At 70.4% G+C, this 14,662-nt stretch carries 12 protein-coding genes; 5 read left to right on the forward strand and 7 right to left on the reverse strand.

What is annotated here, in order from left to right:
• Positions 1-584: 584 nt before the first annotated feature.
• From ACWC9R_RS10115 to ACWC9R_RS10130, 4 genes are read right to left on the reverse strand one after another with little or no spacing between them, the layout of a single operon-like run.
• Positions 585-1,475, reverse strand: coding sequence for a glycosyltransferase (locus ACWC9R_RS10115; RefSeq protein WP_450730188.1), 891 nt, complete (start codon positions 1,473-1,475; stop codon positions 585-587).
• Complete coding sequence (locus tag ACWC9R_RS10120; protein WP_450730190.1) at positions 1,472-2,089, reverse strand: class I SAM-dependent DNA methyltransferase; 618 nt, start codon at positions 2,087-2,089, stop codon at positions 1,472-1,474. The genes ACWC9R_RS10115 and ACWC9R_RS10120 overlap by 4 nt, the downstream gene beginning before the upstream one ends.
• Positions 2,086-2,853: a PIG-L deacetylase family protein gene (locus ACWC9R_RS10125; protein ID WP_450730192.1), complete on the reverse strand. Its 768-nt coding sequence runs from the start codon at positions 2,851-2,853 to the stop codon at positions 2,086-2,088. Before ACWC9R_RS10125 ends, ACWC9R_RS10120 begins: the two co-directional genes overlap by 4 nt.
• Positions 2,850-3,872 (reverse strand): acyl-CoA dehydrogenase, encoded by a 1,023-nt coding sequence (locus ACWC9R_RS10130; protein WP_450730194.1) that lies wholly within the window; start codon positions 3,870-3,872, stop codon positions 2,850-2,852. The genes ACWC9R_RS10125 and ACWC9R_RS10130 overlap by 4 nt, the downstream gene beginning before the upstream one ends.
• A 615-nt stretch (positions 3,873-4,487) precedes the next feature.
• Between ACWC9R_RS10130 and ACWC9R_RS10135 the strand changes: the two genes are divergently transcribed.
• Positions 4,488-5,555: a YihY/virulence factor BrkB family protein gene (locus ACWC9R_RS10135; protein WP_450730196.1), complete on the forward strand. Its 1,068-nt coding sequence runs from the start codon at positions 4,488-4,490 to the stop codon at positions 5,553-5,555.
• A 478-nt stretch (positions 5,556-6,033) separates the two neighbouring features.
• Here the strand turns inward: ACWC9R_RS10135 and ACWC9R_RS10140 are convergent, their stop codons facing one another.
• Complete coding sequence (locus tag ACWC9R_RS10140) at positions 6,034-6,423, reverse strand: STAS domain-containing protein (RefSeq protein WP_450730198.1); 390 nt, start codon at positions 6,421-6,423, stop codon at positions 6,034-6,036.
• Between the two features lie 520 nt (positions 6,424-6,943).
• Here ACWC9R_RS10140 and ACWC9R_RS10145 point away from each other — a divergent pair.
• Complete coding sequence (locus ACWC9R_RS10145) at positions 6,944-7,387, forward strand: hypothetical protein (RefSeq protein WP_450730200.1); 444 nt, start codon at positions 6,944-6,946, stop codon at positions 7,385-7,387.
• 502 nt (positions 7,388-7,889) lie between these two features.
• Positions 7,890-9,506, forward strand: a complete 1,617-nt coding sequence (locus tag ACWC9R_RS10150) for an IPT/TIG domain-containing protein (RefSeq protein WP_450730202.1) — start codon at positions 7,890-7,892, stop codon at positions 9,504-9,506.
• 1,052 nt (positions 9,507-10,558) lie between these two features.
• On the opposite strand, the gene ACWC9R_RS10155 is transcribed toward ACWC9R_RS10150, so the two are convergent.
• Positions 10,559-10,810, reverse strand: coding sequence for a hypothetical protein (locus ACWC9R_RS10155; RefSeq protein WP_450730204.1), 252 nt, complete (start codon positions 10,808-10,810; stop codon positions 10,559-10,561).
• Between the two features lie 593 nt (positions 10,811-11,403).
• Between ACWC9R_RS10155 and ACWC9R_RS10160 the strand changes: the two genes are divergently transcribed.
• Both ACWC9R_RS10160 and ACWC9R_RS10165 read left to right on the forward strand, forming a co-directional pair.
• Positions 11,404-12,138: a GAP family protein gene (locus ACWC9R_RS10160; protein WP_450730205.1), complete on the forward strand. Its 735-nt coding sequence runs from the start codon at positions 11,404-11,406 to the stop codon at positions 12,136-12,138.
• 9 nt (positions 12,139-12,147) lie between these two features.
• The gene (locus tag ACWC9R_RS10165; protein ID WP_450730206.1) at positions 12,148-12,789 is read left to right on the forward strand and encodes a carbonic anhydrase; all 642 of its coding nucleotides are present in this window, start codon (positions 12,148-12,150) and stop codon (positions 12,787-12,789) included.
• A 287-nt stretch (positions 12,790-13,076) separates the two neighbouring features.
• On the opposite strand, the gene ACWC9R_RS10170 is transcribed toward ACWC9R_RS10165, so the two are convergent.
• Entirely contained in the window at positions 13,077-14,054 is a 978-nt protein-coding gene (locus tag ACWC9R_RS10170; protein ID WP_450730208.1) for an L-threonylcarbamoyladenylate synthase, read from the reverse strand.
• Positions 14,055-14,662 lie beyond the last annotated feature (608 nt).

Here is a 14,662-nt window from a genome sequence, read left to right on the forward strand (position 1 = left end):
CCTGGTGCCGCATCCCGTCGTCCGCAGGTAGACGCGAGCGAAACGGGCCGCCGGCTAAATAAGCGGTACCGGGTGGGCGACCGGATCGCGTAGCCGCCACGCTGCCGTACGGCAGCGTCCGGAACAAAGGACCTGGTCAGAGCAGGTGAAGTAGCCGGGGGCCAGACGGTGGCCGCATCCCGGGCAGGTGAGCTACACATCCTGTACCGCAACTACTCACACCCGGTTTCGGCCCCGCAGCATCGAGGCCGTGACTCCCTGGGAACGGCGGTTGCATAGAGTGATCGTGACTGATCCCGGACAGAGCCGCGACGACCTCACCCACCTCACGCCGACCGTGATCACGGACGAGAGGGCCGACGTCAGCCGGGAGGCCGCCGGTGTGCGACGCAATGAGCCCCCTCTGCTGCGGGCTGCCGCGCAGTCCGCGCCCCCGACGCAAGGACGAGAGGGAAGCAGCCAAGGCCCAGGCCGAAGCCCAGCATGCACGCGCAACCGTCCAGGCCGATGGGGGCAGGCGCAGCGCAGCATCCTCGATGAGATATGTGTCCTCGCCTAGGGCACCTCGGTACCGGAGGCGCCCGTCAAGGAGATGGTCGCTGCGCTGGCGCTGTTGCCTTCTGGCCCGCGCGCTCAACAGCTGCTCCTCCGCTCGGAGACACGGCGGGTCGGCCCCGTTCGTCCTGTGCGGTCGATGGCTGCTCCGCCTCCGGGTCTGCGGCGCGTAGAGGCATGTCTCCCTGTGGTGTGTCGTCAAGCGCTATGCGCCGCAGGAAGGCGCCGAAGCCGTGCGGGGCCCGGGAGTCGGGTCGGGCCGAGGTGTGCACCGGGCAGGCGTCGGTGCGCAGGATGCGGTAGTCGCGCTGTTCGAGAGCGGCTACGAGCGCGCGGTCCTCTCCGTGGGCGAGAGCGGCGAATCCGCCCGCCGCGCGGTAGGGCGCGGCTGCTACGCCGAGGTTGGCACCGTGGACGTGCGGGTGCCCCCAGGGATGGGGTGGTGCGGGACGGCCGGCGAAGTAGTGGGCACGGTGCCGGGCCACCGTCCGAGGGGCGAGCGCGGCATTGGGGCGGATGCGCACGGTGCCGACGACGCAGTGCCAGCCCTGGCGCGCGCACCGCAGCTGGTGGGCCAGCCACCATGGCGGTACGAGGGAGTCGGCATCCGTCGTCGCGATCCATGCCCGCTCCCCTCGGGAACCGAGCAGGCGGAGGGCGCACGCCACGCCAGCCGCCCTGGCGGCCCCGACGTTGTGCGCCGGCAGTTCGACGATCGCCGCGCCCCAGTGCGCGGCGATCGCGGCCGTGGTGTCCGTGCAGGCATCTGCGGCGACCACCGTCACCACGGGCGCTCCGGCCGCCTCCGGGTGACGGAGAGCCACGCGGAGGGCGGCCAGTGCGGCCGGGAGTTCGTGCGCTTCGTTGTGCGCGGGGATGACCACGGCGAGCGCCGAGGGAGGGGGTGGTGGCCGTTTCACACCAGGTCCTCATGCTGGGCGGGCGAGCGCGGGGCGCTGTCGTTGCCGCGGCGGCGCAGCAGGGTCTGGAGGGTGAAATCCGCGTCGCGGACCTCGGTGAGCAGGGACAGCTGCGGGGTGGCGGCGACCGCGGTGGCGACTTCGGGACCGGTGCGCACATGCTCGGGTACGGGGTGGTTCCAGTGCACGGTGATCAGCGTGCCTCCGGGTTCCAGGCAGGCCACGGCCTGGTCGAGGGTGTTTTGCAGTGTCGTGTCGTCGAAGTAGTAGAGGAGTTCGGAGAGGACGACGAGGTCGAAGGTGCCTTCGGGCCACTGATCGGGGACGGTGAGCCGGCGCACGTCGACGTGCGGGAGGTCGCGGTTGCGCGCGTCGGCGGTGGCGACGGCGGAGGCGACGCGGTCGGCCGCGAGCAGATGGTCGCAGCGGGCGGCGAGTTGGCGGGTCAGGACGCCGACGGAGCAGCCCGGCTCAAAGCCGGCCCGGTAGTGCTGCCGGGGCAGCGAGGCGAGGGTCAGGGCGTACTTGCGGTGCTCGTACCAGCGGCCGGCCAGGTCCCAGGGGTCCGTAGAGGCGCCGTACATGGCCTCGAAGTAGCCGGGTGGGGTGCTCAACGGAACATCACCTCGAAGCGCCGGGTGTGGTGTGCGACCTCCTCCGGTGGAAGGATCGCCGCGTTCTGCGCGCCCTCGCCCAGGGGGTGGAGCTGGCTGACGAACTGCCCGATCGCCGCGGCCTTCAGCGCCGCGACATCGGCCGGCAGCCGCAGCAGCGCGGCGTCGCCCCAGGGGACGCGTGGATCGCCCGGGCGGGCCCAGTGCCACATCCACACCGGATACATCCACAGCCGCACCCCCGCCTGCCGGCACACGCGGCGGGCGGCCCGTCCGGCCGCCTCGTGGTCACTGTGCAGATCCCCGGACCACGGGGCGGCACACCAGGCGGCGCCGGTCTCGCGCAGCAGAGCGGCGAGCCGTCCGGCCACCGCGGCTTCGTGGCGGTCGACCTGGGTGTCGGGCACGCCGAGCCGCACCGGCCGCACGTCCGGTAGACCCAACACAGCGAGAGCGGAACGGAGTTCGGAGCTGCGTGTGCGGGCCAGCTGCTGTGGCGTGACAAGGGTGCTATGGGGATGCGACAGCTCGCCATCGGTGATGGTCACGACGTAGACCTCGGTGCCGGCGGTGGCGAGGCGGGCGAGGGTGCCGCCGAAGCCCAGCACCTCGTCGTCGGGATGGGCGGCCACGACGACGACCGGACCGCCGGGCAGGGCCGCGGTGGGCAGACGGTGCAGGGCGTCCCACGCCGCCCACAGTCCCTCTGCGGTGCCCGGGGCGTCGATGGCGTCGGCAGCGGCCTGCCGGAGGTCTGCGCTCACGCGGCCCCCTCGCCGCGCGCCAGCAGGGTGCCCAGTTCCGCGTCACTGCGCTCGGCGTGGTGCTGGCGGAGGTAGACGGTGAGGTCCGCCACCGCTCGGGCGTGCGCCGCGTTCCGGCACAGCGGCCCGGCGCCGGTGGCCCGTCCGACGTGCTGCAGCACCTCGGTGCAGACCTTCTCCACGAAGGCCCGCACCCGCAGGCTGCGCACCCGGCCTGTGCTGCTCCGGTCCAGGAAGTCCTCGTCGATCTCTCGCGCTGCGCGGTCGAGGACCGTCTCGGCGGCGTGCAACAGGGCGTCCGCCTGTCCCAGGTGGGCGGCGGCGTGCCCGTCGAGCGGGTGCTGCGCCGCCGCGTTCAGCAGCGTGTCGGCGACTGCTTGAGCGCCTCCCAGCCAGCAGGCCGCGACCCCGACACCGCCGTGCTGGAAGCCCGCCCGCTGCACATAGCCCTCCACCTCACCGACCGGCTCCGCGGGAACGTCGTGGAAGGTGACGTCGAGGGTGTCGCTGCCCACCATGCCCAGCGCCTGCCAGCTGTCCGGCACCGGTGCCACGCCCCGGTCGGCGAGGCGCACGGCGAACAGGCGCCGCCCCCGGCCGGTCTCGGCCGTCACCAGCGCGTGGGTGCAGATCCGTGCTCCGGAGCAGTACTGCTTGACGCCCCGCAGGCGCCAGCCGGTGCCGTCGTTGTCGGCGTGGAGCTCCGGGCCGGGCGGATGGGCCGCCCACACGCCCCACCGCTCTCCCGGATTCGCCGCGCAGCCGTCCAGTTCGTCGAGGATCGCCGCCGCATCGACGTGCCCTTCGGCCAGCCGGGCTACGGACAGGTCCTGCCGTCCCAGGGCCCGCAGGGCCCCGAACCGTTCGGCGGTCCGCCCGGAGCCGGGCAGGGGAAGGTCCAGGACGTGCCCTTCGACCAACCCGGCGAACTGCTCGGCGACCGCCTGAAACGGGTCCGGCGCGCCCGGCCGGGCTGCGGAGGCCGCCCCGGTCCCCGCGGGCGGCACGGGAATCCCCACCCTCGGCTCCTCTCCGCCACGTCATCGGTCTCCCGAGTAGTCTGCGGTCCCGTGCGACGCCCCCGCACCTTGAGATCCACCAGTGTGCGGGGCCGGGACCTGCGCCTCCCCTGGTGTCGGGGTCCGGCGAGCCGCCCGGTCGGCGTCGCCGAGTGCTTGGTCTCCGACGCCAGGACGCTCTCCGGGCCGGCCATGCACCCTGGCCGTCGCCGCGGTCGATGCTCCGCTCGGACAGCCGGTACCACCGCAGCTGGGCAATCCAGGTCGATCGCGTTCTTGATGAGACCTGGCTCCCGTGCCGGATTCGGTCAGACTGCGGCCCCGGTCGCTCAAGGCCGCTCGCACGAGATCTCCCAAGACCGCGGTCACCGAACATGCGCATCCCCGCCCCCTCGCATGGGGCGGGGAGCCACCACCCGTAGGTGGGGCGGCTGATCCAGATGGGTGCCGTCCGGGTGTCAGCAGCCAGCTCAGCGGGTGTGATGGGGACGCAATCCTGCGACCGTCTCAGCGGACAGCGTCCCGAGCCGGTACTGCCGGCCAGCGAGGTTGTATGCGAAGCAGAGTTGAGCGCGCCGGCCGCTGCGGGCGCCGACTCTCGCGAAAGGAGTCACAGTGGCCACGCCCCCCTCGGATGGTCCGGACCGAGAACACCACGAGGTCGACGACGCTGACCACGGTGGTAGCGCTCACAGACGCCCGAGCGGCGACGGTGGCGGCGCGCGTCGCTCCCACGCAGACGAGGATGGCGACGGCGGCGAGGCCGGTCGTCCGTCCCGGAAAGGTGCCGCCGAGGGTGGTTTGTCTACGGGCGTCGTGAAGCGCACGTTGCGGGAGTTCAAAAAGGACAATCTCACGGACTGGGCGGCTGCCCTGACCTACTACGGAGTACTGGCGATCTTCCCTGCCCTGCTGGCTCTGGTATCCATTCTGGGTCTGCTGGGTCCTTCCGCCATCGACTCAATGATCAAGAACCTCTCCACCGTCGCGCCCGGGTCCGTGCGCAGCCTCCTCACCACCATCCTGGAGCAGCTGAAGGGCGGCCAGGGCAAGGCCCTGCTCGCGTTGATCATCGGTATTGCCCTGGCTCTGTGGTCGGCCTCCGGCTACGTCGCCGCCTTCATGCGGGCGTCCAATGTCGTCTACGACATCGGTGAGGGCCGGCCGGTGTGGAAGACGCTGTGGGTCCGTCTCGGCATCACCGTCGCCGTGGTGATCCTTCTGGCCCTCACCGCGGTCGGGGTCGTGTTCACCGGCACCGTGGCCAAGAAGATGGGGTCGATCCTGGGCCTGGGTGACACGGCAGTGACCGTGTGGAATGTCGCCAAGTGGCCCGTCATGCTCATCCTGGTCGCTCTGAGTGTCATGGTGCTGTACTGGGCAGCCCCGAACGTCAAACGCCGCATCCGGCGCGTGCTGCCCGGCGGCGTCCTGGCCGTGGCCATCTGGCTCATCGCCTCTGCACTGTTCGCCCTCTACGTCGCCAATTTCAGCAGCTACAACAAGACCTACGGAACCTTCGCCACTCCTATCGTCGCGCTGATCTGGCTGTGGCTCACCAACATCGCGATCCTGCTCGGGCTGGAGTTCAATGCCGAACTTGAACGCGGACGCGCCACCGAACGCGGCCATCCCCCGGGTGACGAGCCCTACGCCGAGCCCCGCGACACTCGCAAGCTCTGAGAGCTGCAGGCAATCGGCACGATCGTCAGCGAGACGAGCGGCAGGCAGGACGCCGGTCGATGGGCAAGGGGTGCGCGCTGTCACCGATGAGGGGGGAGCTCGACCCGGCGTTGGTCCAGCGGGATGGTGAGTGGCAGCAGCCGCTTATGCACATCGGCAGCTGGGGCCGTGATCTCGTCGACCAGCCGCTTCCGCGGCCGACCGATGGCAACCCGCCGCGGCGGTGCCACCGGTACCTCGCGGCGGGTGCGGCCGCTGCGGGTGCGCTCGTGGCAGCGTCTCCTGCACCGGATCGTTGCCGGCCACCGCGTCAGGCGCCAGATGGCCGCCTAACGGTGTGCCTCGCCACGGGCACCGCCGCTCTTGCCCGCCTGCGGATCGTACGTGCACGACGGCTTGCTCCCCGGGAGTGTCGCCGCGCTCGTCGCCGCCGACGGACTGAGCAGTGCGCCCGGGCCGAACCGTCTGACGTCAGTTGTCAGAGCCTCGATCGGGGTGGTTGCAGGCTGATGAGCCACGGCTCGACCAGAGCGTCGGCCAGGCTGGGAAACACACGGAAGACGCCCTCGGTCCCGGTGAGCTCCAGCACACGTTGGGGGTTGAGTGCGAGCGGTCCTGCGAGACAAAGAGGGGCTTTCCCCGCCCGAAGCAGGGTTCCCACCGTTGCCACGTCCAGGAAGCTGACGCGTGAGAGGTCGATGATGACGTGTTTGCCGGAGAGCCGAGCCGTTCGCATCGTGAGGCGCAGCAGATCTTGGTCGTCGTGGTCAAGGTCTCCTTGCAGGACGACGACGCATGCGTGCTGGTAGTCCTCGATCGCAACGACCGGGCTCCCCTTGACCCTGGGGTGGTCTGGTTCAGGCAGCATGCCGAAGCCATGCCCGAACGTCTCAGGCCAACACCCGTATGACGGATGGTATTTGACGTTGGCTGAATGGGCGCGCTCGGCAGGCGAGGCCCGCGATGCGCTGGACGGCCACGTTCCCACTATCGAAGAGGTGGAAGGGCTCATGCTCGCACCGCGTGGCTGGCGGGCAGCGCCGTATCCGCGGGGCCGGCTCTCAAGCGGTGTACTCGGTCCGCCGGGGCGGTGCGGTCGGCCTGGCGCGCGAGGTCCGGGCTTCGGTTCTGTGTCGCGCCGGTGCCGCCATCGAGTGATCGTTTCCGGTAATTTACCGTTCCCGGGCTGCCGTGATTGCGCAGTTCGCCACAGGTCTCGCATGTGATCGGGAGTCCGGGCCGGCCGTCGCCGGGCTTTGCACGAGGTCGCCCCCGCCCACTCCAGGGGACCGTCGGGGGCGGCCTCACCATCGTGGTTCGGGCGGGTACTGGTGCGGCACCGGTGCGGCCGGCGTCCTGCATCCGCGTCCAGATGGAAGAAGGTCCACATGTGCGAAGGTGACCGGTCGGCCACCACCGGTCCTGATGCGGGTATGTGCGACCTGTGCGGCGCCCTGACCTCTCCCGCGTCTCAGGTCTTCACGCTGGTTCCGGATTCTTCCGCCATCCACCCCTACGATCCGCAGCAGGACGGCCTGCGACGCCTTGCGGCCTGCGGGCCCGATCACCTGGGTGAGCTTCAGCGGCAGTACCGGCAACGCCCGTATGTCAGGGAAGAGCTCTGGGCCGGTAAAGTCGCCCGGGCCCTGCGCTCTCAGCCGGAGCTCGATGAAGATGAGCTCGCTGAGGTGACAGGTCTGAACTTCATTCAGATCGAGCGCACTCTGACCTGGGAGAGCGAACGTTTCCTGAGCGATCAGGCGTCACCCGAGGACCGCGAACCGCCGCCTGGAGACAGCCCCGGAACGAACAACGCCGAAGGCTCAGCCTGATGCCGATTCTCACGCCCGGCGGGTCGGTCAGGTCGAGACTGCGCTGACCGAAGCGGCACCCAGGCTTGTGTCCCGCCCCATCACGGACCGTTCAGGGCCGACTTCTGGGTGGAGCGGATGGTGAGTCCGCCGCTCTCCTGGAGGCCATCCTTGGCGCGGGGAGCAGGCCGCTGGTCGCAGAGAGGCAACGCGCTGGGCTCGGCGTTGCGCCGGAGGGCCGTCGAACGGTGGGGGATGTCGCGCGCTTGGTGTGCGCGGTGGTGCGGGTTGTGCTGGGTTTTGCATGCGTCCGTCGTCCAGGTGGCTTGGGGACGCGGCTATTGCTGGCGGCCCGTCGCGGTGGATTACTGAACACGTTCCGTCGTCTGGTAAACCGCCTGCTTCCGGGGTGGCGCGGGGGCTCCTAGCTCATCAGCCCGATGATCGGGGCGCTGCGGTGGACCGGCGTACCGGTCGTGTGACATCGCGGTTCCGTCTGTGATCACAGGCAGGAGGCACCACCATGCCCATGTCCCCGAACCGGGGGTCCACCGCGGGTGGCACCCAGGTCACGTTCACCGGTACGAACCTCGCCGGCACCAGCGCGGTGATGTTCGGCTCCAAGCCGGCCACCAGCATCACCCAGATCTCGCCGACCGAAGTCACCGCGGTAGCCCCGGCCGGCACCGGTGTGGTGGAGGTGACGCTGACCACCCCGGCCGGTGTCAGTGACCCGATCCCCTTCTACTACTTCGACCCGCCCTTTCTGTGTTCGGTGACGCCTGCCTCCGGCCCGCTGGCAGGAGGTGCCACCGTCACCCTCACCGGCAGCGCCCTGTCCACCGCCACCAGCGTGCGCTTCGGCACCCACACCGTCATCCCGACCGTCATCAACGACCGCCAGATCAGCGTCACTACGCCCGCGGGGGATGCGGCCGGCACCGATACCGTCGCCGTCACCACAGCCGGCGGAACCAGCAACAGCCTCTCCTACACCTACGTCGGCGCACCCACCGTCACCGCTCTCACCCCCACCTTCGGCACTCCTTCCGGTGGCACGTCCTTCACCCTGACCGGAACGAATCTGACGGGGGCCGGCGTCACCTTCAACGGCGCCCCGGCCACCGGGGTCACCGTCAACGCAGCGGGAACCTCGCTGAGCGGCACCACTCCGGCGGGCACCGGCACCGCCACCGTCCAGGTCACCACGCCGGGCGGCAGCGTGACCGTCCCCGGAGGCTTCACCTACACCCTGCAGCGCGCCTACGTCACCAACACCGGCTCCAACAACGTGCTGGTGATCAACACAGCCACCAGCACCGTCACCGGCACCCCCATCACCGTCGGCGCCAACCCGCGGGGCGTGGCAGTCACCCCCGACGCAACCCGCGTCTACGTCACCAACAACGGCTCCGCCACCGTCTCGGTCATCGACACGGTCTCCAACGCCGTCACCACCACCATCCCCGTCAGCACCACCCCTCATGGCGTGGCGATCACCCCGGACGGCACCCGCGCCTACGTCGCGCACAACGGCCTGAGCACCGTGTCCGTGCTCAACACCGCTACCAACAGCGTCCTGACCACCGTCACCGTCGGCACCAACCCGTACGGCATTTCGGTCACCCCCAACGGCACGCGCGTCTACGTCACCAGCCAGGGGACGAACAGTGTCTCGGTGATCGACACGGCCTCCAACACCGTCGTCGGCAGCCCTATCCCTGTCGGCTCCAGCCCGCGCGGAGTGACCTTCACCCCCGACGGCACCCGCGCCTACGTCACCAACTCCGGCTCCGGCACCGTCTCTGTCATCAACACCGCCACGAACACCGTCACCACGACCATCACCGTCGGGACCACCCCGCGCAGGTCGGCGATCACTCCGGACGGCACCCGTGCCTACGTCACCAACTCCGGCTCCGGCACCGTCTCCGTCATCAACACGGCCACCAACACCGTGACCGGCACGCCCCTCACCGTCGGCACCACCCCCTACGGCGTGGCGCTCACCCCCGACGGGGCCCGTGCCTACGTCGCCAACCAAGGGTCGAACAGCGTGTCGGTGATCGATACCGCCGCCAACACCGTGACCAGCACCCTCACTGTCGGCACGGGCCCCTTCGCCGTGGCCACCGCCTGACCGCCTGACAAGGCGCCAGGCCGCAGCCGCGCTCGGGTGAGCACTCTGCGTAAAGGCGGATCGCGGCAGCCCCGGCTTCAGTCCGGGCTGCTTCGGCAGCACCGTCTGGTTTCGCCATGCGATCGAGAGTGAACTGCTGCGGCCGGCAATTCGTGAAGCCACGCGTGCTGCTTGCGGCTCCAGCGACGTCGTCGGCCCTGTGCCCGCCGGACGCCCCTTGGAACGGGAGACGGGGCACAGGGCCGCCGGCCGAGGAATGGCCGGGACGATGGGCACAGAACGCACCGCACCCGCCCGTGATGATCCCGCTTCCCGCACCGAGCCTGTGCCGCGCCACGCGCATGATCAGGCATATGGGGCAATCAGGTGCCGCGCCCTAGCGCGACAGCGGGCTGGGCACCCGTGCACCGGGCACTGGACAGCCGGGTGGTTGCGTACGAGGCCAGCATCATCGGCAGGGGCGTCGACGAAACCCGGTCAGCGCGGTGCACCGGCGGCGCCCAGCGCTCGCGTCGCCCCGGCGAGCAGGCGCGCTTCGGCCCCGCGCGCAGGGCCCCCGTCGAGCCGGCCTCCCTGGGCATCCAACCGGAGTCCGTGAGAACAAGCACAAGAGAAGGCATTCTTGCTGGGCTTGAGCGATGCGTCGGCCCGCCCTCCGGCCGCTGCCGCTCGTCCCGAGAGGTCCGGAGGCCGGGCCGCCCCCCGGGAACCCACGTTCACAAAACTCTGTGCACCCCACAACTGACGGAAGAGAAATCCAGCCACTCCAGACCCAGGGCCCGCCCGGAAGAAACCTCCACCCCTGTCTGCTTTCAGCCACTTCCAGCTTGTGCTGCGTGGGTGAAGCTTCTTCACAGAGCGCTTGCAGCCGACTCCTGACAGCCTCGCGCCCGGAAGCCCCCGTGGCCTCGCCGGCCGCCATCAACATCACCGCCACAGGGGCCCTTCTGCGAGGCGTAGGGAGGAGGACGGGGCGGCGCGGCGCGGTGTCGCGAGCTGGCCTGAATTGACGGTGCTCTTCATCATCGACAGAGCCCGTCGGCCGGGCGCGCTCAGGGATGGTGTGGATTGGGCTGGCCGGCCATGTGGATGAGCTGGATGTCGAGGTCGTCGGCCTGGGCGTTGAGCATCGCGGCGAGGGCGGACAGAGTGGTGCAGTCCAGCTCCACCTCCTCGCCGTCGCCCAGCACCCGTACGGACCCGCCCGGCCCGGCGAGCGCCGTGTACTCCTCGGCGATCCCGCGCAGCAGACCGCCGACGCCCTCCGCCGCGATATAGAGCCGGCCCTCCCGGCTCTTCACCACGTCCAATAACGCCCTGCCGACCGGACCGCTCACACCTACCACTCCCAATCTCTTTCGCCGCCACGCACGGGTAGCCGGCCGGGGAACGTGCCTCGCGCCGGTGCGCCCACCATGGGACCGACTCCGTAACGTATCGGTTCCAGCGGGCCATCTCGCGCCTCACCAGGGTCTTCAGCGCCTGCCCGTAAGCCACGCAGCAGCCCCCGTCACGTTGCGGGGGGGGGATTCAGGCTCTCGAAGAGCGATGCTCCGCCCACCAACCGCGCGTCACTCGCGGCCCGATTCCGATTTGCCTAGTGTCGCGGCCAGGTCTCCGGTCCGGCCGCCATCGTCTCCCCGTGCGTGCGTCACCGGGCCGGAGACCCGAGCATCACGAAGTCCTTCCCACAGGCCCTCCGACCAGACGGCCCACCCCCGTACGGGCCTTCCGCATCGCCCCCGCACACCGTTGCCGCTACGTTCGCCGTGCGGCCTGGTCACAGCCGCGGACTGCGGCGCACCGCCCCGGACGGAGGTGCGCCGCAGCTCAAGCCCCCTGCCGGTCGTGGTGAGCGCCCGCTCGTGCGGTGCCCCCTGGGAGCAGAGCCCCCGCCGTGCCGGAGTGCACTGGGCATCGCGCACTCGCCGTTTCCCTTCCGGCGATCCTCCTGCTGTTCACGCCCCGGGCCAGGGCGACCAGCGGGGGCTTCCTGGCCGGTTGGACGGGCGGAATCGCAGTGGTTGCGTCGGTGCTCGCCATGCTCGCCGTGCTCGCCACCAGCATCGAGGTTCGTGAGAAGACGGCCACCTGGGCGTCCTGGACCAAAGTCGGCCTCGCCGCAATTCTCCTTCTTCTCGCTTCTCGCCGTGCGACGGTGGCGCTCCGGCGCGAAGAAGGGGACTCCGGCCTGGATACGGTCGCTGACGGACGCCACACCGCTCAAGGCCCTGCGCCTGGGCCTGGTGCTTTCGCTGGCCAACCCGAAGGTCTTCTTGCTGTCGGCGGCGGCCGGGCTGACGATCGGCTCCGCCGGAGTGGGAGCGCCCCTCGCGGCAGCTGGACGCCGAGCGCCACCCCGCGCGGTGCTCGGAACGCCGGTGAGCGGTTGGTCGAGGGCCAGCTGCTGCCGCAGGAAGCCCCTGCACGCGGCACTCCTTGCGTCGGGGTGCACACTGGCGAACGCCGCCGTGTCGGCGGTTTCCTGGAACGGAATGAAGGACTCGCGGTCGGCCCAAGCAGTCGAGGCCGCCCTCGCCCGACGCCTGGGGTTATGGCAACGCCGTCAGCCTGGCCCGCGCCAGCGAGCTCGGGCCGAACCGGCCATGCGGCGGCGGGTGCCGGGTTCTAGGCTGCGACCATGACCGAGATCAAGACCCCGAAGCCCCGCGACGCCTTCGAGCTGCTGCTGGCCGGTAATCAGCGTTTCGTCGCCGGCACCCCCGAGCACCCCAACCAGGACGCCACCCGCCGCGCCGCGATCGCTCCGTCCCAGCAACCTTTCGCGGTGCTGTTCGGGTGCTCCGACTCCCGGCTGGCCGCCGAGATCATCTTCGATCGCGGCCTGGGCGATCTCTTCGTGGTCCGCACTGCAGGCCACGTCATGGGTGCGGAAGTGCTGGGCAGCATCGAGTACGGGGTGGACGTGCTGGACTCCCCGCTGGTGGTGGTTCTTGGCCATGACTCGTGCGGCGCGGTGGGCGCAGCGTGCGCTGCCCTGGAGAACGGCGTGACACCGGCCGGGTACATCGGGGACGTTGTCGAGCGCGTGACGCCCAGCGTGTTGGCCGCCCGGGCCGCCGGCCACGTGGAGCCCGAGGAGATTTTGGCTGAGCACATTAGGCGCACCGTCGACTTGCTGCTGGACCGCTCCCGGGTGCTCGCCGAGAAGGTCGCCGCCGGCCAGGCCGCGGTGGTGGGCCTGTGCTACCGCCTGGCCGACGGCAGTGCACAGCTGGTCGCCGCTCGCGGCCTCGACGCGGTGGCCCCCGCAGCGTCCTGACCGCCCGGCCGTGCTGCTCGGCGTGGTCGCGGTGATTCGGAGGCCCTGGGGTTAGGAATCCGCCGGGTTCACCGTGTGAACTCCATGGAGGGGTCTGCGGTGGCTCACGGAGCCGACCGTGCGTCTAGCACGCCCCGGCTCCGGTCTGGCGGGGCGAGGTGTGCAGGGGGTGCGGTCGGCACCGGCGGCTGGCACGAGCTGTGCCCGGTCTGCCTGACCGGCGGGCGCCGCCACGGGTCCGTCCGGCCGCAGGTGCCGGGGGTGGTGAGGCAGAGCGTCGGTGTTGGTCACACGGTGGGTCGGGGACCCGCGGCGCGGCGGAGTCGGTTGGCGATCGCCGGTCCCAGCCCCTCTTCTGCGGGCAAGGACGCGATGATGAGGTCGCACCCTTGCTGGTCGAGTTCGCGCAGGAATCCGTACAGCCCGCGCGCGTAGGCGTCCATCGAACGGGGGACCGCCACCACGGCGTGCGCCTTCACCGGAGCGTCGGCGAAGGAGGCAGGCACAAAGACGCCCACCTGGTGCCCCAGCTCCTGCGCCAGCTCCGCTTCGCAGACAATCTTCTCCGGCTCGACGAGGACGACCCGCGCACGCGGCGCGTAGTGCGAAGGATGCTGGCCCGGCACCCGAACACGGCTCGTCGAGGGAACTTCAAGCGGGCGCCCGAGTACCTCTTCGAGGTTTTCGCGCGTCACCCCGCCCGGCCGAAGGACGCTCGGGACATCGCCTGTGGCGTCGACGATGGTCGACTCGACGCCGACCTCGCAGGGGCCGCCGTCCAGCACGAAGTCGACGGCGTCGCCGAGTTCGGCACGGACATGGTCCGTCGTCGTGGGGCTGACCGAGCCGAAGCGGTTGGCGGACGGGGCCGTGACACCGCCGCCGAAGGCCGACAGCAGCGCGAGTGCGACGGGGTGGTCGGGCACGCGCACCGCCACCGTCTCCAGGCCACCGGTCGCTTCGAGGGGCACGCGGGGACCACGCCGCAGGACCAGCGTGAGTGGTCCCGGCCAGAAGTGCTCGGCCAGCAGGCGCGCCGTCGCGGGCACGTCCTGGACCCAGTCGTCCAGATCCTCCGCGCCCCCGATGTGGACGATCAGCGGATGGGAGGGCGGACGGCCCTTGACCTGGAAGATGCGCGCGATGGCGGCGGGGTCCTCGGCGTTGGCGCCCAGGCCGTAGACGGTTTCGGTCGGGAGGGCGACCAGGCCGCCGGCACGCAGCACACCGGCCGCCTTCTCGATGTCACTGTTTCTTGCCGTCACCCTCGCAATCTTAGAAGCACAAGCCACCGGCAACGGCCGTGGTCCATCTCAGCGCCAAGGAGGGTTCCACCGGTCCCCGGAGTCGCAAGATCGACTGCTTCGCGTTGATGGCTGTGTTTCGTTGGGCCCCGAGTTCGTTTTCCGCAGCCATCAGGGCAACTTCCAGGTCGGGCGGGGCCCGGGGCAGTGTCGGTGTGGGCGGACCGCTTTCCGTGTTGCGGCCCTCAGCGCTGCGCAGGCTCGCCCCGAGCCCGAAGGGCGGCCATTCGGATGACGTCGGAGCAATCACCCGGATGGCTCACGAAGCCAGATGCAACGCTGGAGGATGACGACTTCGCAAGAACCCACACCGGACCGGCTGTGTGTACTGCCCGGCGATCCGTCCTGGATTCACGAGGCGCGGTACCTGGACGACCAACTTCTAATGTCTCTCGCAGAAGCCGCCACGGCCCAGAAAGACGCGGGCACGTTGCCTGCCGCTCCGTATCAGGCTGCGGCCGCGACCATCAGACGTCTGGCCGAAGCAATGCCTCAGGAGACCTGCGAGTCCGAGAGCGCCGCGGCGCCCCCCGGCGTCCGCTTGTACGTCATGAACCTGCCCGCCTGGG

The sequence above is a fragment of the Streptomyces sp. NPDC001219 genome, from assembly GCF_053597915.1.